Annotated in this window: 19 protein-coding genes; 5 read left to right on the plus strand and 14 right to left on the minus strand. The window is 57.3% G+C overall.

The features are described 5' to 3' along the window. The first annotated feature begins 417 nt into the window (after nt 1-417). From rpoE to HBN68_RS12010, 4 genes are all read left to right on the plus strand, one after another. Nucleotides 418-999, plus strand: coding sequence for an RNA polymerase sigma factor RpoE (gene rpoE, locus HBN68_RS11995; protein ID WP_047277106.1), 582 nt, complete (start codon nt 418-420; stop codon nt 997-999). A gap of 31 nt (nt 1,000-1,030) precedes the next feature. Beyond that, a complete protein-coding gene (locus HBN68_RS12000) occupies nt 1,031-1,621 on the plus strand; it encodes an RseA family anti-sigma factor (protein WP_094994207.1) in 591 nt (196 codons plus the stop codon). 5 nt (nt 1,622-1,626) lie between these two features. Further along, nucleotides 1,627-2,589, plus strand: a complete 963-nt coding sequence (locus HBN68_RS12005; protein WP_094994208.1) for a MucB/RseB C-terminal domain-containing protein — start codon at nt 1,627-1,629, stop codon at nt 2,587-2,589. 229 nt (nt 2,590-2,818) lie between these two features. Beyond that, entirely contained in the window at nt 2,819-4,207 is a 1,389-nt protein-coding gene (locus HBN68_RS12010; protein ID WP_249275374.1) for a DegQ family serine endoprotease, read from the plus strand. A gap of 98 nt (nt 4,208-4,305) precedes the next feature. On the opposite strand, the gene HBN68_RS12015 is transcribed toward HBN68_RS12010, so the two are convergent. The 12 genes from HBN68_RS12015 to arcD (HBN68_RS12070) form a co-directional block, all read right to left on the minus strand. Then, nucleotides 4,306-4,797, minus strand: a complete 492-nt coding sequence (locus HBN68_RS12015; protein ID WP_169964220.1) for an RDD family protein — start codon at nt 4,795-4,797, stop codon at nt 4,306-4,308. 94 nt (nt 4,798-4,891) lie between these two features. Continuing rightward, nucleotides 4,892-5,104, minus strand: a complete 213-nt coding sequence (locus HBN68_RS12020) for a cold-shock protein (protein WP_007977299.1) — start codon at nt 5,102-5,104, stop codon at nt 4,892-4,894. Nucleotides 5,105-5,491: 387 nt separating this feature from the next. Continuing rightward, on the minus strand, nt 5,492-6,616 hold the full coding sequence (gcvT, locus tag HBN68_RS12025; RefSeq protein ID WP_169964222.1) for a glycine cleavage system aminomethyltransferase GcvT: 1,125 nt from the start codon (nt 6,614-6,616) through the stop codon (nt 5,492-5,494). Nucleotides 6,617-6,633: 17 nt separating this feature from the next. Next, a complete protein-coding gene (locus HBN68_RS12030; protein WP_094994212.1) occupies nt 6,634-8,010 on the minus strand; it encodes an L-serine ammonia-lyase in 1,377 nt (458 codons plus the stop codon). 90 nt (nt 8,011-8,100) lie between these two features. After that, nucleotides 8,101-10,959, minus strand: a complete 2,859-nt coding sequence (gene gcvP / locus HBN68_RS12035) for an aminomethyl-transferring glycine dehydrogenase (RefSeq protein WP_169964224.1) — start codon at nt 10,957-10,959, stop codon at nt 8,101-8,103. A gap of 10 nt (nt 10,960-10,969) precedes the next feature. Then, nucleotides 10,970-11,353, minus strand: coding sequence for a glycine cleavage system protein GcvH (gene gcvH / locus HBN68_RS12040; protein WP_094994213.1), 384 nt, complete (start codon nt 11,351-11,353; stop codon nt 10,970-10,972). Nucleotides 11,354-11,710: 357 nt separating this feature from the next. Continuing rightward, complete coding sequence (locus HBN68_RS12045; protein ID WP_169964226.1) at nt 11,711-13,219, minus strand: sigma-54-dependent transcriptional regulator; 1,509 nt, start codon at nt 13,217-13,219, stop codon at nt 11,711-11,713. A gap of 165 nt (nt 13,220-13,384) precedes the next feature. Next, nucleotides 13,385-13,744, minus strand: coding sequence for a DUF5064 family protein (locus HBN68_RS12050; RefSeq protein WP_094994216.1), 360 nt, complete (start codon nt 13,742-13,744; stop codon nt 13,385-13,387). Nucleotides 13,745-13,799: 55 nt separating this feature from the next. Further along, entirely contained in the window at nt 13,800-14,729 is a 930-nt protein-coding gene (gene arcC, locus HBN68_RS12055) for a carbamate kinase (protein WP_070412606.1), read from the minus strand. An 84-nt stretch (nt 14,730-14,813) separates the two neighbouring features. Beyond that, nucleotides 14,814-15,824 (minus strand): ornithine carbamoyltransferase, encoded by a 1,011-nt coding sequence (locus HBN68_RS12060; RefSeq protein ID WP_070412605.1) that lies wholly within the window; start codon nt 15,822-15,824, stop codon nt 14,814-14,816. 75 nt (nt 15,825-15,899) lie between these two features. Next, on the minus strand, nt 15,900-17,156 hold the full coding sequence (gene arcA, locus HBN68_RS12065) for an arginine deiminase (protein WP_094994217.1): 1,257 nt from the start codon (nt 17,154-17,156) through the stop codon (nt 15,900-15,902). 33 nt (nt 17,157-17,189) lie between these two features. Further along, nucleotides 17,190-18,617 (minus strand): arginine-ornithine antiporter, encoded by a 1,428-nt coding sequence (gene arcD / locus HBN68_RS12070; RefSeq protein WP_094994218.1) that lies wholly within the window; start codon nt 18,615-18,617, stop codon nt 17,190-17,192. A gap of 457 nt (nt 18,618-19,074) precedes the next feature. Here arcD (HBN68_RS12070) and arcD (HBN68_RS12075) point away from each other — a divergent pair, with 457 nt between their 5' ends. After that, a complete protein-coding gene (gene arcD, locus HBN68_RS12075; RefSeq protein WP_169964228.1) occupies nt 19,075-20,502 on the plus strand; it encodes an arginine-ornithine antiporter in 1,428 nt (475 codons plus the stop codon). Between the two features lie 49 nt (nt 20,503-20,551). Here arcD (HBN68_RS12075) and HBN68_RS12080 read toward each other — a convergent pair whose 3' ends face one another. Continuing rightward, nucleotides 20,552-20,953, minus strand: a complete 402-nt coding sequence (locus HBN68_RS12080) for a YbaN family protein (RefSeq protein WP_094994220.1) — start codon at nt 20,951-20,953, stop codon at nt 20,552-20,554. A 58-nt stretch (nt 20,954-21,011) separates the two neighbouring features. Then, nucleotides 21,012-21,620 carry a biliverdin-producing heme oxygenase gene (locus HBN68_RS12085; RefSeq protein ID WP_094994221.1) on the minus strand — a complete coding sequence of 203 codons (609 nt, stop codon included), beginning with the start codon at nt 21,618-21,620 and terminating at the stop codon, nt 21,012-21,014. Nucleotides 21,621-21,639: the final 19 nt, after the last annotated feature.

A 21,639-nucleotide genomic window follows, 5' to 3' on the forward strand; every position in this document is an offset into this window, starting at 1 on the left:
CGAAGTGTGCCTCACTCGTGAGGCATCTGTATGCCGATTTGCAGAATAAATCTGCCAGCATCGGCCGGGCTGAACGCTTGCAGGGCTCCATGTCGATGCAGTCAAACAATGCGCGGCACCTCTGTCGGATTATTGAACTTTTTCTATAGGCCAATGTTCCATAGAGGGTTGCCCATCATGAAGGGGAGCAGCGTTGGCTTTGAAGCGGAGCTTGCGGTACGGCTTCAGCAGGTAAATTCAACGACAAGATTATCGACGCAGCCGGCCTGGCCCGTGCTGCGTTTTCGTGCGTGCCAAATCCGAGTGCGCAGGAAACTTGCCAGGGGGGAGAGAACTTTTGCGTAAAGCCCGAGTCTATGTTTGCAAGCCTGATCAATTAGCAAAGCAATCACCCTCTCGGTCTTATGAGGAGTATTCATGCTAACCCAGGAAGAGGATCAGCAGCTGGTCGAGCGCGTACAGCGTGGCGACAAGCGTGCATTTGATCTGCTAGTGCTGAAATACCAGCACAAAATTCTCGGGTTGATCGTGCGTTTTGTGCACGACACCCATGAAGCCCAGGACGTTGCACAAGAAGCCTTTATCAAGGCTTACCGGGCACTTGGTAATTTTCGCGGTGACAGCGCCTTTTATACATGGCTGTACCGAATCGCCATTAACACGGCGAAGAATTACCTGGTTTCACGCGGTCGACGTCCGCCTGACAGTGATGTGAGTTCTGAGGACGCTGAGTTTTACGATGGTGACCATGGCCTGAAAGATCTTGAATCACCGGAGCGCGCATTGCTCCGTGACGAGATTGAAGGAACCGTTCATCGCACGATTCAGCTATTACCAGAAGATCTACGAACGGCGTTAACTTTACGCGAATTCGACGGTCTGAGTTACGAGGACATTGCGAGCGTCATGCAATGTCCGGTGGGTACCGTGCGCTCCCGGATTTTCCGCGCTCGGGAAGCCATCGATAAAGCCCTGCAACCTTTGTTGCAGGAAACCTGAGACAGCGGCGACAGCCAAGAGAGGAACCGCCATGAGTCGTGAAGCCCTGCAGGAATCGCTGTCCGCGGTGATGGATAACGAAGCGGACGAACTGGAATTACGTCGGGTGTTGAACGCCTTTGACGATGCGCATACACGTGATACCTGGTCCCGTTACCAGGTAGCCCGTGCGGCGATGCACAAGGATTTGATGATTCCCAAGCTGGACATCGCATCTGCCGTATCGGCCGCCTTGGCCGAAGAACAAACCCCGGTCAAAGTGGCCCGTGGTCCCTGGAAGAGCATTGGCCGTCTGGCTGTCGCGGCTTCAGTGACCGTGGCAGTTCTGGCGGGCGTAAGGCTTTATAACCAGGATGACATCGTGGGTGCTGAACTGGCCCAGCAAGGCACTCAGCCAAGCATGAGCGCACCGATGGTCAAAGGTCCGGCAGTGCTGGCTAACTACAGCGAAAGTGCTGATCAGGCCACAGGCCCGATGGCTAACGGTGTATTGCAAGGTCAGTCGGGCTGGCAGGATCAACGTTTGCCTGGCTACTTGCGTCAGCATGCCCAGCAAGCTGCGATGAAAGGCACTGAAGGCGTACTGCCGTACGCACGTGCAGCCAGTCTGGAAAACCGTTAAGCCCCATGCGCGTCCTCCCTCTGTTACCGCTGTTGCTCAGTGGCTGGTTTACAGTACCAGCCCATGCCGATGAAGCTCAGGACTGGCTCAAACGTCTTGGGCAGGCCGAGCAACAGCAGAGCTATCAAGGCACTTTCGTTTATGAACGTAACGGTAGTTTTTCTACCCACAGCATTTGGCACTTGGTGCAGGATGGGAAGGTTCGTGAGCGTTTGTTGCAACTTGACGGTGCTGCTCAAGAAGTGGTGCGCACGGATGGCCGCACCGAGTGTGTTACCGGCAAGTTAGTGTCGGGTCTTGCAGGTGTGTCGGCTGCCTCGGCACGCATACTGGATGCCGATAAAGTCAGCAATTGGTATAGCGTTGCCAAAGCGGGTGATTCACGTGTGGCGGGACGGCCGGTTGCTGTTATTTCACTGACCCCGCGCGATCAGCACCGGTATGGCATTGAACTGTATCTGGATCGCCAGACAGGCTTGCCGCTGAAGTCATTGCTGCTCAATGACAAAGGGCAGTTGTTGGAACGTTTTCAGTTCACGGACCTTGATCCACGGACGCCCGATGCCGAGTTGCTCAAGCCGACTGTTCAATGTCGTCCGATCAACCTTGCTGAGTCCAAAGACCAAGGCGTCAAAGCGACTCACAGTTGGCATTCGGAATGGCTTCCGCCCGGTTTTGAGTTGGTCAACAGTACTGCACACCGAGATCCGAAGAGCAAATCCGAAGTCACCAGTCTCCTGTATGACGATGGCCTGACTCGATTCTCTGTCTTTCTTGAGCCTCTGAATGGCGCTTCAGCCCCCGACACACGGGTTCAGCTAGGCCCTACTGCGGCGGTTTCACGGCATCTTACGACCAGCGATGGCGATATTCTGGCCACTGTGGTCGGGGAGATCCCGATCGGAACTGCTGAACGCATTGCCCTGAACATGCGTGCCGGTCAGGCACCCGCACAGGCTAAGCCATAGTGGTGCGCAGAAATGTCTGGTGATGAATTTCATTTGCCAAACCTTTCATCTTTTTCTATAGGTCAGAGCCCTAAAGGCTCTGGCCTTGTTTGTTTTCGGGTATCCAAAAAATGGGTCTATGCTTTGACCTGGACCTTTGGATACCAGCCGCTTAACTCTGCTTGCTATTAACGGGAGCTGTATGTCGATGCCTCGATTGAAAAATTATTTACCCATTTTTGCGGCCGTGATGATGTTAGGGCAGGCAGTTCCGGCCTTGGCAGATGCGCCCTTGGTGCAGCTGCCGGACTTTACGCAATTGGTGGAACAAGCCTCCCCGGCAGTCGTGAACATCAGCACCACGCAAAAACTTCCCGAGCGTCGGGTCTCCAACATGGGGCAAATGCCTGATCTGGAAGGCTTGCCGCCAGGCCTGCGTGACTTCTTCGAACGCAGTATCCCGCAGGCACCGCGCAGCGGCGGCGGGCGTCAACGTGAAGCCCAGTCCTTGGGTTCGGGATTCATCATTTCTCCCGATGGCTACATCCTGACCAACAATCACGTAGTGGCGGATGCGGATGAAATCATCGTTCGTTTGTCTGACCGCAGCGAAATGAAAGCCAAATTGATCGGCACTGACCCGCGTTCTGACGTGGCGCTGCTGAAAATCGATGGCAAAAACCTGCCTGTGCTCAAACTCGGCAAGTCGCAGGACTTGAAGGCTGGCCAGTGGGTGGTTGCAATCGGTTCGCCGTTTGGCTTCGACCACACCGTGACCCAAGGCATCATCAGCGCCATCGGGCGCAGCCTGCCGAACGAAAGCTACGTACCGTTTATCCAGACCGACGTGCCAATCAACCCGGGTAACTCTGGTGGTCCGTTGTTTAACCTGGCCGGTGAAGTGGTCGGGATCAACTCCCAGATCTACACCCGCTCAGGCGGCTTTATGGGTGTTTCGTTCGCTATCCCTATCGATGTCGCGATGGACGTGTCCAACCAGCTTAAAAGCGGTGGCAAGGTTAGCCGTGGCTGGCTGGGCGTAGTGATTCAAGAGGTCAACAAAGACCTGGCTGAATCCTTCGGTCTGGAAAAACCCGCTGGCGCGCTGGTGGCTCAGGTATTGGAAGACGGACCGGCTGCCAAAGGCGGGCTGCAAGTGGGGGATGTGATCTTGAGCATGAACGGTCAACCGATCGTCATGTCAGCTGATTTGCCGCATTTGGTAGGCGCACTCAAAGCCGGGAGCAAGGCGAGCCTTGAAGTCGTTCGCGACGGCAAGCGTAAAACCCTCGACCTGACCGTGGGTGCGATTCCTGACGAAGGCAAGGAAATGGATTCCCCAAGTGGCGCAGAACGCAGCAGCAACCGTTTGGGTGTATCTGTGGCGGACTTGAGTGAAGAGCAGAAGAAAGCCAATGACATCAAAGGTGGCGTGATCATCAAGGATGTTCAGGATGGCCCGGCTGCCCTGATTGGTCTGCGTCCTGGCGATGTCATCACGCACCTTAACAACCAGGCGATCAGCGATGCCAAGCAGTTCACTGAAATTGCCAAGGCATTGCCTAAGAACCGTTCGGTGTCGATGCGCGTACTGCGTCAAGGTCGTGCGAGCTTCATCACCTTCAAGTTGGCAGAGTAAGCCGTCAGATTGTATCGGTGGCGACGATGATCGAAACCTGACGCAACCGCTGTAATGAAAAAACCCGTATCGAGAGATACGGGTTTTTTTGTGATGGCTTATTTCTTTTTTTGCTTGGGAATTCTGACTAATTGCGTGCCGGAGTACATGTCATGCCAGGTGCGTTTTTGTTTATCGAAGAGTGACCAGACGAAACCGAGCCCGAAACATAGCCACGAACCGATCGACACAATAAACCGCAGCAGCGCCTGCCACAGGCTGATAGCCGTTCCGTCTGCATTCTGGACACGAACGCCCCACACCTGCATGCCAAGGGTTTGCCCGGAGTGCGTCCAGAACTTGGCAAAGAACCCGAACAATACAAAAAACAGAATAGTTGATAACAAGGGGTCGCCGTCCAGTGCGCCGGTTTCGGACAAGGCACGCATTTTGGCCTCGCCGATAAACGCCATCATGATCAGTTTGTAAATGAACGTGGTAACGATCATCAGCGCCGTGCACAGCAAAAAATCGTAGAACATGGCTGCCAGGCGGCGCCCCAGTCCAGCGGCGGGAAACGCGCCTTGAGGGCTTAAAGGTTGTTTCGACATGGCAGGGTCTCTGAAGGAAAAAAGCCATTTTACGGAATTACGCCCATAAAAAAGCCTCTGATGTCACCATCAGAGGCTTTTCTGTACGAGAACGTTAAGCTTCGGCTTGAACTTCGTCAGCCTGCATGCCTTTTTGGCCCTGCACAGCGATGAAGGTCACTTTCTGGCCTTCTTTCAGGCTTTTGAAACCGTTGCCCTGAATGGCACGGAAGTGCACGAACAGATCCGGACCGCTTTCCGGCGTAATAAAACCAAAACCTTTCTCATCGTTAAACCACTTAACGGTACCGCTCTGACGTTGGGACATTTCTTAATTCCTTGACGCTAACAATTAATGACAGTCTCTTTCACAGGAAAGAGTACTGGTGCTGGGTTGCAGGAAAGTAAGAGACGTCGAACGGGTTGTAGCAAACTTAGAGCTACTGCCCAGGTCACGATTCCAGCGACCCATGCAAACACAGTGGGCAAACTCTACGACAACTTAGATGATAAAAACAAGCCCCGAAAATAAACCGTCCATCCCTGCTTTTCAAAGGCTATGACGGTTTTTTAAAAGCGCTTGCGGTATAGAACGGTTCAATTGTTTTCATAATTAAACGCGGGGTTTCACTATCGAAAGTGTGCACACTTATGTGGCAGTTGCATGACGCGCCGGTGGGCTGAACATGCAACTGTGTAACTTTCAGTGAAGCGTTTAACCTCTGTAATAACGCTGTGGCACAAACGGCATTTTCGACACTTTCATCGCGACTCGCTTACCGCGCACGATTGCCCATACATCGGTGTCCACGGGCGTATAGGCGAAGTCCAGATAACCCATGGCCAGCGGTGCGCCCAGCGTAGGACCAAACCCTCCGCTGCACACATTGCCAATCACATTGCCCTGCGCATCTACAATCTCGGCCCCTTCGCGCACGGGTGTTCGTTCTTGGGGCAGCAGGCCGACCCGTTTGCGTGCAACGCCGTTCTGTTGTTGGGCGAAGATCGTTTCGGCCCCCGGGAACCCTCCTGCACGGGGTCCGTCTGCGCGGCGGGCCTTTGAGATGGCCCATAGCAGACTGGCTTCAATCGGAGTGGTGTGCGCATTCATGTCATGACCGTACAGACACAGCCCTGCTTCCAGTCGCAGCGAGTCACGTGCGCCAAGGCCAATGGCCTTTACTTCGGGTTGGTCGAGCAGATGACGCGCCAGTGTTTCAGCCTGTTCGCGGGGTACTGAAATCTCAAAACCGTCTTCACCGGTATAGCCGGAACGACTGACGTAGCAGTCCGCGTCCATCAGGTTGACCGGGGCGAATTGCATGAACGTCATCTTCGCCACTTCCGGGGCCAGACGCGCCAGCACCGTGACGGCTTCGGGGCCTTGCAAGGCGAGCAGGGCGCGTGACTCAAACAGCGGCTCAATCTCGCAGCTATCACCCAAGTGCTGACGCAGATGCGCGAGGTCCTGCGCCTTGCAGGCTGCGTTGACCACCAGAAACAGCTCATCATTGCCCAGGTTGGCCACCATCAGGTCATCCAGAATGCCGCCTTGTGGGTTGGTAAACATGGCATATCGTTGCATGCCCACCGGCAGGTCGAGGATATCCACCGGGACCAGCGTCTCAAGGCCTTTTGCCGCCTGGGCGCCGCGCAGGCGGATCTGGCCCATGTGCGACACATCAAACAATCCGGCGTGTTCGCGGGTGTGTTGGTGCTCCTTCATCACGCCCAGCGGGTACTGCACCGGCATGTCATAGCCGGCAAACGGCACCATGCGCGCGCCGAGCTCAAGATGCAGGGCGTGCAGCGGGGTTTTAAGCAGTTGTTCGGTAGACATTCATGACTCCTTGAAAATCAGCACTCAATAATGTTGACGGCCAGGCCACCGCGAGCCGTTTCTTTGTATTTGCTTTTCATGTCGGCGCCGGTCTGGCGCATGGTGCGGATCACCTTGTCCAGCGAAACAAAATGCTGACCGTCGCCGCGCAGGGCCATGCGCACGGCGTTGATGGCTTTCACTGAACCCATGGCGTTGCGCTCGATGCAAGGCACTTGCACCAGCCCGCCAATGGGGTCACAGGTCAGCCCCAAGTTGTGCTCCATACCGATTTCAGCGGCGTTTTCGACTTGCTGCACAGTACCGCCGAGTACTTCGCACAGGGCTCCTGCGGCCATCGAGCAGGCCACCCCGACTTCGCCCTGACAGCCAACTTCGGCCCCTGAGATCGATGCGTTTTCTTTGTACAACATGCCAATGGCCGCCGCCGTCAGCAAAAAGCGCACGACGCCCTCTTCATTGGCGCCCCCGATAAAGCGCATGTAGTAATGCAGTACCGCCGGAATAATGCCGGCCGCGCCGTTGGTAGGGGCTGTGACCACCCGGCCACCGTTGGCGTTTTCTTCGTTAACGGCCAGCGCGTACAGGTTCACCCAGTCGAGTACTGACAGCGCGTCGCGCAATGAGGCTTCAGGGTTGGTGCATAACTGGTGATGCAAGGCTGCAGCCCGGCGTTTGACCTTCAACCCGCCTGGCAGGATGCCTTCATGACGACAGCCCGCGCTGACACAGTCCTGCATCACTTGCCAGATCTTCAGCAAACCGCTTCGGGTCTCGGCTTCAGGCCGCCACGCACGTTCATTGGCCAGCATGACCTGGCTGATCGACAGGTTGTGGGTGACGCAGTGGCGCAACAGGTCTTTGGCTGTCTTAAACGGGTAGGTGAGTTCGGTACTGTCCTCGACGATCCGGTCAGCCCCCGCCGCCCCTTCGTCCACCACGAAGCCTCCCCCCACCGAGTAATACTCGCGGCTGCGGACCTGAATACCCGCCGCGTCAAGGGCGCGAAAAATCATGCCGTTCGGGTGGTAGGGAAGGGGTTTGCGAATCATCGCCAAGTGCAATTTTTCGTTGAATTCGATGCTGTGGCAGCCCAGCAGGTTCAAGTGTCCGCTGTGGCGAATTGTGGCCAGACGTTCGTCCACGGTGTCCGTATTGACGGTATCCGGGTGTTCGCCTTCGAGCCCCAGAAGTACGGCCTTGTCGCTGCCGTGACCTTTACCGGTGGCTCCGAGCGAGCCATACAATTCCACTTTGACGCAGGCTGTTTGCTGCAAGAGTTCATCACGCTGCAACCCTTCAACAAACCGTGCTGCAGCCCGCATGGGGCCGACAGTGTGTGAGCTGGAAGGGCCGATGCCAATTTTGAACAGGTCGAACACGCTTAACGCCATGGGGTTCTCCGGTTTCTTATAAAGGTATTGGCATAAAGTCGATAAGCCCGCCGGATCGGTTTAACCCGCTCCGGCGGGGGATGGGTGATGTCAGGCCTCCTGATAGCTCTCGATGGATGGGCACGCGCAGACCAGATTGCGATCGCCAAACACGTTATCGACACGACCAACCGGCGGCCAGTATTTGCCATCGATCAATGACTCGACCGGGTACACCGCCTGTTCGCGGCTGTACGGGTGGGTCCATTCGCCGACCATTTCCGCCGCCGTGTGCGGGGCGTTTTTCAACGGGTTGTCTTCTTTGTCCAGCGTACCGTTTTCAACCGCGCGGATTTCTTCGCGAATGCGGATCATGGCGTCGCAGAAGCGATCCAGCTCGTGTTTGGACTCACTCTCGGTAGGTTCGATCATCAGCGTGCCGGCCACCGGGAACGACATAGTGGGCGCATGGAAGCCGAAGTCGATCAGGCGCTTGGCCACGTCATCTACGCTGATCCCGCTGCTGTCCTTGAGCGGGCGCAGGTCGAGGATGCATTCGTGCGCCACCAGCCCGTTGCTGCCCGAATACAGCACGGGGTAGTGCTCTTCGAGGCGGCGGGCGATGTAATTGGCATTGAGAATGGCCATTTGCGAAGCGCGCTTGAGGCCTTCGCCGCCCATCATGCGGATGTACATCCAGGTGATGGGCAGAATGCTCGCGCTGCCAAACGGTGCGGCGCACACCGCACCCTGTTTGCGAGGCAAACTGGCATGGCCTGGCAAGAAGGGGGTCAAGTGCGACTTGACGCCAATCGGGCCGACGCCCGGGCCGCCGCCGCCGTGGGGGATACAAAAGGTTTTATGCAGGTTGAGGTGAGACACGTCGCCACCGAACTTACCCGGTGCGCATAAGCCCACCATCGCATTCATGTTGGCGCCGTCGATGTACACCTGACCGCCGTTGTCGTGAATGATGCCGCAGATTTCACGGATACCCTCTTCGAACACACCGTGGGTCGACGGGTAGGTAATCATCAGTGCTGCCAGATGTTCACGGTGTTCGATGGCCTTGGCACGCAGGTCTTCAATGTCAACGTTGCCGCGCGCATCGCAGGCCGTGACCACCACGCGCATGCCCGCCATGTTGGCGGTCGCCGGGTTGGTGCCGTGGGCGGAGGACGGGATCAGGCAGATGTCGCGGCGCTCGTCGCCACGGCTCTGGTGATAGGCACGAATGGCCAGCAGCCCGGCGTATTCGCCCTGTGAGCCTGCGTTGGGTTGCAGGGAAATGGCGTCATAACCGGTGGCGGCGCACAGCATCGCTTCCAGTTCAGCCGTGAGCTGCTGGTAACCCTGACTTTGCTCGGCCGGAGCGAACGGGTGCAGGTTGCCAAACTCGGCCCAGGTCACCGGGATCATCTCGCTGGCCGCGTTGAGTTTCATGGTGCAAGAGCCCAGCGGAATCATGGTGCGATCCAGTGCCAGGTCCTTGTCTGCCAAACGACGCAGGTAGCGCATCAGTTCGGTTTCAGAGTGATAACGGTTGAACACCGGGTGGCTGAGGATCGGCGATTGGCGCAGCAGGGCGGCGGGCAGGGTGCCGTTCACGTGGGCGGCCAGGGTGTCGAAGTCCGGCAGTGCTTGCCCTTCTGCAGCGAGCAGGGCCCACAGCGCAGTGACATCGGACGGGCCGCAGGTTTCATCCAGCGACACGCCCAGACGCTCGTCATCCACCACGCGCAGGTTGATGCGTTTGGCATGCGCGTTGGCATGCAGGGCCGCTGTGTGGGCGCCTGTGTGCAGGGTCAGGGTGTCGAAAAACTCGATCTGCTCCACGCTCAGCCCCAGTGCAGTCAGGCCCTTGGCCAGAATGGCCGTAAGCTGATGGACGCGCCGGGCAATTTGAGCCAGGCCCTGAGGGCCGTGGTAGACGGCGTACATGCTGGCGATGTTGGCCAGCAACACTTGCGCGGTGCAGATATTGCTCGTGGCCTTCTCGCGGCGGATGTGCTGCTCGCGGGTTTGCATGGCCAGACGCAGCGCAGGTTTGCCGTGACGATCCACCGACACACCCACCAGACGCCCCGGCATGTCGCGTTTGAACGCGTCACGGGTAGCGAAATACGCTGCATGCGGGCCGCCGAAACCCAGTGGCACGCCAAAACGCTGTGCGCTGCCGATGGCCACGTCGGCGCCGAATTCGCCCGGAGGCGTCAGCAGGGTCAGGGCCAGCAAGTCTGCAGCCACGGCCACCAGGGCGTGGGCGGCGTGAAAGCGCTCGACCAGCTCGCGGTAGTCGAACACATCGCCGTTGCTCGCCGGGTATTGCAGCAGTGCGCCGAAGAACGGGGACAGGTCGCTCAGACTGCGTTCGTCGCCTACGACCACCTCGATGCCCAGCGGTTCTGCACGGGTGCGTAACACGTCGAGGGTTTGCGGGTGGCAATGGCGCGATGCAAAGAATGCACGGCCGGATTTGTTTTTGCTCAGGCGCTTGCAGAAGGTCATGGCTTCAGCCGCAGCGGTGGCTTCGTCGAGCAACGAAGCGTTGGCAATCGGCAGGCCGCTGAGGTCGCTGATGAGGGTCTGGAAATTGAGCAGCGCTTCCAGACGCCCTTGGGAAATTTCCGGCTGGTATGGCGTATACGCGGTGTACCACGCCGGGTTTTCCAACAGATTGCGCAAGATCGGCGCGGGCGTGTGGCAATTGTAATAGCCCTGGCCGATGTAGGTTTTACAGAGCTGGTTTTTACCGGCGATGGCTTTGATCGATGCCAATGCATCGGCTTCGCTTTGCCCGGCGGGCAGGTTGAGCACGCTGGTGCCCTTGATGCTCTCAGGGATCACACTGGCGCTCAGGGCCTCCAGCGAGTCAAAGCCCAGCGTGGCGAGCATGGCCTGTTCATCGGCGTGATGAGGGCCGATGTGGCGCGCGATGAATTCGTTGGCGGTACTCAGATTAACGGTCATGGCGCTGTCCTCAGGCTTGGGCATTGGCTTTGATCAGGCGGTCATAGGCGTCCTGATCCAGCAACTGGCCGACAGCGCTGGCGTCTGCAGGGATGAAGCGGAAGAACCAGCCTGCGCCCAGTGGATCTTCGTTGACCTGTTCGGGGCTGCTTTCCAGTACCGGATTAACCTCCACCACCTCGCCGTCCAGGGGCATATACACGCCGCTGGCGGCCTTGACCGACTCAACGGTGGCGGCTTCTGCGCCTTTTTCGTAAACCTGCAACTCGGGCAATTGCACAAATACCACATCGCCCAGAGCGTTTTGCGCAAACGCGGTAATGCCCACGGTCACGCTGCCATCGGCTTCGGCGCGTAGCCATTCGTGGTCTTCAGTAAAACGCAATTCGCTCATGGAAACTCCTCAAGGCCAGACTCGTCTGGTGGTCGCAGGTAAGTACTCGTGCATGGACGAGCGCATTGAGGATTGCTTTGCAAGATAGTTGCCACTATTAAAAAGCTGTTATTTATCAAGCTGTTGCGTGATTGATAAAGTGCGTGGCGCGGTGAGGCTGTAGCGAAATCGCTACACGGGGGGCGGGTTTAAAAAAACGAAGTGGATCAAAGCCTTGCAGCAGTGCGTCATCCTTGGTGTGTATCGAATTCGCTACAGTGGAGTGAAATCAATACAGTCAGGCGCGGTCGTCAACCACGTCCCGTGGCCTCTGCTGTCATTGCCCGGGCAGCGCGTGCGATGAGTACATCGCAACCTTCACGCCTTACCGGGGATCCCGTATTTGCGCAATCGATGGGCGATGGCGGTGTGGCTGGTTTGCAGGCGGCTGGCCAGTTGGCGGGTCGAGGGGTAGCTGACGTAAAGCTTCTCCAGCAAGGCTTTTTCAAAACGTTCAATGGCGTGTTCCAGGGTTTCAACGTCCCCGTCGCTTTGCCGCGCGACGGAGGTTCCGGCAATGTCGAGGTCGCCAATGTCGACCACGCTGCTTTCGCATATGGCAGCGGCGCGGAAGATCACGTTTTGCAACTGACGAACGTTGCCTGGCCAGCGGTTACCGAGCAACGCCGGGTATGTCCCCGGCGCCAGGCGACATACGGGGCGCTGTATTTGAGTGCAGGCCTGCTGCATAAAAGTGCGGGCCAGCAACAGGATGTCCTGCCCGCGCTCGCGCAGGGGTGGCACTTCGATGTTGAGCACGTTCAGGCGATAGAACAGGTCTTCGCGAAACGTGCCCTCGTTGACCATTTTTTCGAGGTTGCGATGGGTGGCGCTGAGGATGCGGACATTGACCTTCACTTCCCGTTCGCCGCCGACACGGCGAAAGCTGCCGTCATTCAAAAAACGCAGCAATTTGGCCTGGAGGTAGGGTGACATTTCCGCGATTTCATCAAGGAACACGGTGCCGTTGTTGGCCAGTTCCATCAGGCCCGGTTTACCGCCGCGTTGTGCGCCGGTAAAGGCGCCGGGGGCATAGCCAAACAGTTCGCTCTCGGCCAGGTTTTCCGGTAATGCCGCGCAGTTCAGGGCCAGAAACGGCGCGCTGAAGCGATCACTGATGGCATGGCAAGCGCGGGCCACCAGTTCTTTGCCGGTGCCGGTTTCGCCCTGAATCAACAATGGCGCATCCAAAGCCGCGACGCGCTGTGCCCGGGCCTTGAGGGTTCGGATCGCGGGAGACTCACCCAGCAACGCGTCAAAGCCTTCGGCGTGGTCGTGATGCAGCGCGGCCAGCCGCTCGCCAATACGGCTGGGCTGATACAGGGTCAATAAGGCGCCCGCATCGGTGATCGGCGTGGCATCGAGCATCAGCGGATGGCCGTTGAGCGTGACTTCACGCAGGGGCAAGCGGAAGCCGTTCTCCAGCAAGGCGGTCAGCAAGCTGGGGTCGGTGAACAACTCGGCAATACTTTGGCCAGCAGGTTCGCGGCCATAGAGCGAGACCAGCGCCGGATTGGCCAACAACACATGGCCTTCGCTGTCCAGTGCCAACACCGGATCGGTCATCGCGGCCAGCAGCGCATCGAGTTGCAGATGCCGTCGCTGACCGGGAAGGATGTCTACCACCATCACCGACTGCACGCCCTGAACCCGGAACAGTGCCTCGCGCAATTCATCGAGCACGTGCGGGCTTAAGGTTGGGGCATCGATATAGACGTTGGGCGGGACCATCTCCACGGCATCGAGATTGAGGTTGCGTGCCCCCAGCAGTGCCAGCACTTCCTGGGTAATACCGACGCGGTCAATAAAGCTGACATGGATACGCATGAGAACGGGGAACACTGTTGGCCGTAAGATGGCCAGTATGCCTTGGGCGCGGCAGCAGGACAAAGAGGTACGTCCTGTAGCGGCTGGCGCTGCCTTCGATGGCGCGCGCAGCGCTGCTGTGCGAGGGGAGGGGGAAGCGGTTCAGGCTGTGGCGTACAGGGCGAATCAGTCCAGATGATCGAGGTTAATCGGATCGCCAGGTTTGTGATTGAGCTGGGCCATCACGTCCAAATACATTTTGTCGTAGTAACCGTGCATCGAACGGATGTCAGCGGTCTTGGGAATGCCATGTTTGACGGCAATCTGAAAGGCATCGTGGGCAAAATTGAAGGCCACGTCTTTGGGCAGCGTGAATGAGTCTTTGAAATCCTTTCCGTTGATCTGACCATGCATGTCGAACTGCATCGACTTGCCTTCCTTGGGATCCTGAACGACCTGGTAATCGATCTTGATGTCATACCCGAAATCGCCAGGTTGCAGCGGTTCGCGGTGGATATGCAGGTGACCGGGTTCGAACGAGGCCATAGGGTGACTCCTTGAGCAAAGGTAAAAGGGCAGACCCTGAGGCCTGCCCCGCAGTTCAGAAGTAGGTAATACCAGATTTTTCAGTGCTGACGCGAGTACCGGCTTTGCCTTGCACGATGGCCTCAATATCTGCCAGGGCACCGATAACAGCAGTTTTGCCTGTTTTACGCGCGAATTCGCAGGCAGCTTCAACTTTTGGCCCCATGGAACCGGAGGCGAAGCCGAGTTTTTCGAGCTCGTCGGGGTGCGCTTGGGCAATGCCCTTCTGGGTCGGTTTGCCCCAGTCAATGAAGGCTGCATTGACGTCGGTCGCAATGACCAGCAAGTCGCTGTCCAGTTGCTGTGCCAGCAGGGAAGAGGCCAGATCCTTGTCGATCACCGCTTCGATGCCTTTGAGATTGCCGTCTTCGCCGTACATGGTCGGAATACCGCCGCCCCCCGCGCAAATCACAATGGTGCCTTTCTCCAGCAGCCATTTGATCGGACGGATTTCGAAGATGCGTTTTGGTTTAGGGCTTGGCACCACGCGGCGGAATTTGTCGCCATCGGGGGCAATGTTCCAGCCTTTTTCAGCCGCCAGGCTTTTGGCTTCGGCTTCGCTGTACACCGGGCCGATGGGCTTGGTCGGGTTCTGGAAAGCCGGGTCTTTGGGGTCGACTTCAACCTGGGTCAGCAAGGTGGCAAAAGGCGCGTCCTGCGGCAACAGGTTACCCAGTTCTTGCTCGATCATGTAACCGATCATGCCTTCGGTTTCGGCGCCCAGCACGTCCAGCGGGTAAGGGCTGACGGCGGTGTAAGCGGCAGCTTGCAGCGACAGCAGGCCCACTTGCGGGCCGTTGCCGTGGGCAACGACCAATTCGTTACCGGGGGCAATACGGGCAATTTGAGCAGTAGCGGTGCGGATGTTTTCGCGTTGATTCTCGGCAGTCATGGGCTGACCGCGACGCAAGAGGGCGTTACCGCCCAGTGCAACGACGATACGCATAGGTAATTCCTTATAGAAGGGAAGTTCACATACAGCCGGGTTGTGCCGGAGCAGGCGAGCCCGCTCCGGCAGCCATGCGCGTCCTTAGATATCAGCCAGGGCTGCGACCAGGATTGCCTTAATGGTGTGCATGCGGTTTTCGGCTTGTTCGAAGGCAATGTTGTAAGGAGACTCAAACACCTCTTCGGTCACTTCAATGCCGTCCTTCAGGTTTGGATGGTGCTCTGCCACGTCCTTGCCGACCTTGGTTTCACAGTTGTGGAACGCTGGGAGGCAGTGCATGAATTTCACGCGGATGTTACCGGCGGCTTTGATCAGGTCCATGTTGACCTGGTAAGGCAGCAGCAATTTGATGCGCTCGTTCCAGGCTTCAACGGGTTCGCCCATCGAGACCCAGACGTCAGTGTGGATGAAGTCCACGCCTTTGACGGCAGCTTTAGGGTCTTCGGTCAGGGTGATTTTGGCACCGCTTTCCTTGGCGAACTCTTCGCACTGTTTGACGAACGACTCTTCTGGCCACAGGGCTTTAGGGGCGCCGATGCGCACGTCCATGCCCAATTTGGCGCCGATCAGCAGCAGCGAGTTACCCATGTTGTTCCGGGCGTCGCCCAGGTAGGCGTAGCTGATATCGTGCAGAGGCTTGTCGCTGTGTTCGCGCATGGTCAGCACGTCGGCGATCATTTGCGTCGGGTGGAATTCGGCGGTCAGGCCGTTGAACACCGGTACACCAGCGTACTTGGCCAGCTCTTCAACGATTTCCTGCGCAAAGCCACGGTATTCAATGGCATCGAACATACGACCCAGAACGCGGGCGGTGTCTTTCATGCTTTCTTTGTGACCGATCTGCGAGGAAACCGGGTCGATGTAAGTCACGTGTGCGCCTTGATCGTGGGCCGCCACTTCGAACGCGCAACGGGTACGGGTCGAGGTTTTTTCAAAGATCAGCGCAATGTTTTTGCCTTTGAGGTGCGGCTCTTCCGTGCCGGTGTACTTGGCGCGTTTCAGGTCGCGGGACAGGTCCAGCAGATAGTGCAGTTCGCGTTGGGTGTGGTGCACCAAGCTGAGCAGGCTGCGGTTTTTCATGTTAAACGCCATGGGGATCTCCTGGGTTTCTGGTAACCGGCTTGCGCCGCCCGGATAAGGGCTGGCGCAAGCATTCAAAGGGATGAATTAATAGTCAATCGGGTCGCGGATGATTGGGCAGGTCATGCAGTGACCGCCGCCACGGCCGCGTCCCAGCTCAGAGGCGCTGATGGTGATGACTTCCACGCCCGCCTTGCGCAGCAGGGTGTTGGTGTAGGTGTTGCGGTCGTAACCGATCACCACACCAGGTTCCAGCGCTACAACGTTGTTGCCGTCGTCCCACTGCTCGCGTTCTGCCGCGAAGGAGTTGCCGCCGGTCTCAACCACACGCAGGGTTTTAACGCCCAGTGCTTTGGCGACCACATCCAGGAAGCTGCTTTCTTCACGTCGAACGTCGATGCCGCCCTGTTTGCTCTCGTCGGGGTACAGCGAGAAGGCGACAATTTGGTTCACAACTTCAGGGAAGATCGTTACCAGATCGCGGTCGCAGAAGCTGAACACGGTGTCCAGGTGCATCGCGGCGCGGGATTTAGGCATACCGGCCACGATCACACGTTCCACGGCTTTGTTCTTGAACAGGCTCTGCGCCAGTTGGCCGATGGCCTGACGCGATGTCCGCTCGCCCATACCGATCAGTACCACGCCTTTGCCGATTGGCATGACGTCGCCGCCTTCCAGGCTTGAGTTGCCATGGTCCACGGTTGGGTCGCCGTACCAGATCTGGAAGTCAGCGTTAGTGAACTCAGGGTGGAACTTGTAGATCGCGGTGGTCAGCAGGGTTTCCTGACGACGCGCAGGCCAGTACATCGGGTTCAGCGTCACGCCACCGTAAATCCAGCAAGTGGTGTCACGGGTGAACTGAGTGTTTGGCAGCGGTGGCAGGATAAAACTGGTGTGGCCGAGGAAATCACGGAACATCTCGATGGTTTTGCCACCGAAGCTGTCTGGCAGATCGTCAGCCGATACGCCGCCAATCAGGTATTCAGCCGCTTTACGGGGCTCCAGGCTTTTGATCCAGGCTTTGACTTCGTGCACCAGGCCGACACCCACCTGATCCGGCGTCACTTTGTGATCGAGGATCCAGTCCAGTGCTTCAGGCATTGCCACGATGTCGGTCAGCAGGTTGTGCATTTCCAGAACATCGATGCCGCGCTCGCGCATCTTGGTCACAAAATCGAAGTGGTCGCGCTTGGCCTGATTGACCCACAACACGTCATCAAACAGCAGCTCGTCGCAGTTACTGGGTGTCAGGCGCTGGTGAGCCAGGCCAGGGGAGCAAACCATCACTTTACGCAGTTTGCCGGCTTCGGAATGTACGCCGTATTTCACTTTTTCTGTGGTCATTACAGTCAACCTCCAAAGTACATAATCAGGGACTTACAGGGTCAGGAAGCCGTCATAGAGCCCATAGGCCGCCACCAGGGCGCCGATGATCACGGCAGCAAAAATCACTTTTTCAATGTTGGTAAATACTTGTTGGCCTGTCTCGCGTTTAGCCTTGGCGAAGAAAATTGCGCCAGGTGCGTACAGCAGGGCCGAGAGCAGCAGGTATTTCAGGCCGCCGGCATACAACAGCCACACGGCATAGATCAGGGCGATACCGCCGATGATCAGGTCTTTCTTGCGTTCAGCCAGTGCGTTCTCGTAAGTCTCGCCGCGCACCGCCAGCAGCAGGCCATACGCTGCTGACCAGAGGTAAGGCACGAGGATCATTGAGGTCGCCAGGTAGATCAGCGACAGGTAAGTACTGGCCGAGAACAGGGTGATGACCAGGAACAGCTGCACCATGGCGTTGGTCAGCCACAACGCATTGACCGGTACATGGTTGGCGTTTTCCTTTTTCAGGAAGGCCGGCATGGTGTGGTCCTTGGCGGCCGAGAACATGATTTCCGCGCACAGCAGGACCCACGACAGCAGGGCACCCAACAGCGAGATGATCAAGCCGACACTGATCAGCACTGCACCCCAGTGACCGACCACATGCTCAAGCACGGCCGCCATTGAAGGGTTTTGCAGTTTGGCCAGTTCAGGCTGAGTCATGATCCCGAGCGACAGCACGTTCACTAGCACCAGCAACAGCAGCACGGTGATGAAGCCGATCACAGTGGCTTTACCCACGTCCGAACGCTTCTCGGCACGGGAAGAGAAGATGCTCGCGCCTTCGATACCGATGAACACCCACACGGTGACCAGCATCATGTTGCGCACCTGGTCCATCACGCTGCCCAGATCCGGGTTTTTCAGGCCCCAGATGTCACTGGTGAAAATGTCCAGTTTGAAGGCGAAGACGGCAATCAGAATGAACAGGATCAGCGGCACGACCTTGGCAACCGTGGTCACCAGGTTGATGAACGCGGCTTCCTTGATACCGCGCAGGACGAGGAAGTGAACCGCCCATAGCAGGACCGACGCGCCGATGATCGCGGCCGGGGTGTTGCCTTCACCAAAGATCGGGAAGAAATACCCCAGGGTGCTGAACAGCAACACGAAATAACCGACGTTGCCCAGCCAGGCACTGATCCAGTAACCCCAGGCTGACGAGAAACCCATGTAATCGCCAAAACCGGCCTTGGCGTAGGCGTAGACGCCACCGTCGAGGTCGGGTTTGCGGTTGGCCAGGGTCTGGAAGACAAAAGCGAGGGTCAGCATACCGACAGCGGTGATTGCCCATCCAATAAGAACGGCTCCAACATCGGCACTTGCTGCCATGTTTTGTGGCAGCGAAAAAATACCGCCGCCAATCATTGAGCCGACTACCAGAGCAACCAACGCACCCAATCGTAGTTTTCCGGGAGTATCAGACATTTGTGTTGACTCCAATCTAGGAGAAGTGAGGCCTTACGTTAATTCCGTTGGTATTTCAGCCATTTGACTTAGATCAGGGCATTACTACATTCCATTGTTAGAAGCGGGGAAAGGTCGCAATCACGTATTATTTTGACGCTTCCCGAAAGGCCCACTCCAGAGGACTTAAAGGGTTTTAATACGCAACTTGCCGCGGGGTCGTGGAGATTGAAGCTAGTCACTATTTTCAATTTTGCAAATGTCACTTTCATGTTTCATGAGCCGCGGCATGAAATTAAACCGTGATGTACATAAGGTGAATTTTTGAGGTTTCAATAGACATTCTTGCGATTAAAAAGAGGGGGCTTATTGCGCGGTACTAATAGACGTTTAACCGGTGCATATATTTAGTCAGTGAACATCTGTAGCCTGTGGCCTGTGTATCAAAAAATGTCCAAGACCGTATAAAGAGGTGGCGATGACGCAACAAACCCAGAAGCTTCGGCTCAATGCTCTGATCGCGTTAGTCGTCGGTTCAATGATTGGCGGCGGTATTTTTTCCCTGCCGCAAAACATTGCCGAACGGGCAGCGGGCGGGGCCGTGTTGATCGGATGGGCAATCACCGCCGTCGGCATGCTGGCATTGGCGTTCGTGTTTCAGACCCTGGCCAACCGCAAGCCGGAACTCGACTCGGGTGTCTACGCCTATGCCAAGGCTGGTTTTGGCGATTACATGGGCTTTTCGTCAGCCTGGGGTTACTGGATCAGTGCGTGGATGGGTAACGTCGGTTACTTCGTACTCTTGTTCAGTACGTTAGGGTATTTCGTGCCAATGTTCGGGCAGGGCAACACCCCCGTAGCCATTGGCTGCGCCTCGCTGTTGCTGTGGGGGGTGCACTTTCTGGTGCTGCGCGGCATCAAGGAAGCCGCGTTCATCAACCAGTTGACCACCATCGCGAAAATCGTCCCGATTGTGATGTTCATCGTGTTGACTGGCGTGGCGTTCAAGGCCGACATTTTTACCCTGGATTTCTGGGGGACCGAAACCCCCAGCCTTGGCAGCGTGATGGACCAGGTGCGCAACATGATGCTGGTGACGGTGTTTGTGTTTATCGGCATCGAAGGCGCCAGTGTGTATTCGGGACGCGCCGAAAAACGCTCCGACGTGGGCAAAGCCACGGTAATCGGCTTTCTGGGAGTGCTGGCGCTGCTGGTGCTGGTGAATGTGCTGTCGCTGGGGATCATGACTCAGCCGGAGCTGGCCAAACTGCAAAACCCGTCCATGGCTGGCGTGCTGAAACATGTGGTGGGGGAGTGGGGCGCGATCTTGATCAGTATCGGGCTGGCCATCTCGTTGCTGGGTGCGCTGCTGTCGTGGGCGTTGTTATGCGCCGAGATCCTGTTTGCTACGGCCAAGGACAACACCATGCCGGCTTTCCTGAAAAAGGAAAACGCCAACCATGTACCGGTCAACGCGCTGTGGCTGACCAACAGCATGATCCAGATATTCCTGCTCATCACCCTCGTGTCCAAAGGGACTTACACCAGCCTGATCTACCTGGCGTCGTCGATGATTCTGGTGCCTTACCTGTGGTCGGCGGCTTATTCGGTGTTGTTGTGCATCAAGGGCGAAACCTACTCGCACGCCAGCCGCTCGCGGTTCAAAGACCTGTTGGTGGGGTTGATCGCCCTGGTTTACGCCATGTGGTTGCTGTATGCGGCGGGGCCCAAGTACTTGCTGCTCTCGGCGTTGCTGTACGCGCCGGGGGTGTTTTTCTTTGCCAAGGCCAAGCACGAACAGGGTGAGCCGCTGTTTGTGGCGGCAGAGCGGGCGATATTCGGTGCTGTGGTGGTGGCTGCGCTGGCGGCGGCTTATGGGCTCTATGGCGGTGTGTTGACGTTGTAAGAAAGATAAAGCCTTGGCCCGTGCGGGGCTGAACCTGTGGAGCAGCCTTCTACAACGCTGGGGGTAAACGTTCCGGCCGGGACCAAATCCACGCATTGCCCAGGCCCATGCCGGCAATGGCCAGAAACAACGGCCATTGATGCTCAAGCACATACAGCATCAACCCCGCGCAGATCAGCATGCTGAGGGTGGCGCTGACTTTGGCTTTGCGTTGAATGATTTTCCCATTGCGCCAATTGCTCAGGATCGGGCCGAACAGGCGGTGGTTTTCCAGCCAGGCACTTAGCCGCGGCGAGCTTTTGGTTGCGGCCCAGGCCGCCAGTAATATGAATTCGGTGGTCGGCAGCCCCGGCACCACAATGGCGACCAATCCGATACCCAGACTGACGTAGGCCAGCAAGCCGAAGAGGATTTGGGCTATTTTCGACGGGGATTGAGTTTGGCGGGTCATAAGCTCAAGACGCAAAAAAGAGTGCTCGGCCAGCGCGCGCCGACCGAGCGGGTCTAGCTTAAGCCAGTTCTGGCTGAGCAGCGTAGGCGTGTTCCAGTAATACGGTGAAACGCTCGAAGGCGGCTACTGCACCTTGGTCTAGATCGGCCTCTTCTTCGGCGCTCAGTTGCAGGCTATCAAGGGTTTTGACGAAGCTTTTCCAGCCTTCGGCGCGGCCACCGGCTGGCTCGCCCAGGTGACGGGCGCCGAAGGTTTCGCTCAGTTCCAGTGCCACGGCACGTTTGATCAGGAAGGCGGCGCCCAGCTTGGAACCTTCCGATACAAAGAGCCAGCCCAGTGCTTGTGCCTTGCTTGGCGCGTTCACCGCGCCCGCGACAGGGGCCGGGACGTCTGTGTTGAGGTCAGCGAGGTCAGCTTTGGCTTGCTCTGCGCGGCACCGTGCAGGCAAGTCCGGGACGATTTCTTGGAGGGCCGGGTCGGTGTACAGCGCTTGCAGCTCTGATTGAAAGAGGTATTGAGCCACTACAAAACGGGCAAAGTTTTCCCGTGTCTCAAAGGGCTTGTGGGCCTTGACCAGCGCGTCGAGTTTTTGATGAGGCTCGTTGGTGATCTGGTTCAGGCGTTGTGAACGCAGGGCAGGACGCTGTGCAGTGTCTTGGGAGGTCATGAAGATGTCCTTGAGAATG

Origin of the sequence: Pseudomonas sp. WS 5078 (assembly GCF_012985745.1) — a bacterium.
Lineage (GTDB): Bacteria > Pseudomonadota > Gammaproteobacteria > Pseudomonadales > Pseudomonadaceae > Aquipseudomonas > Aquipseudomonas lundensis_A.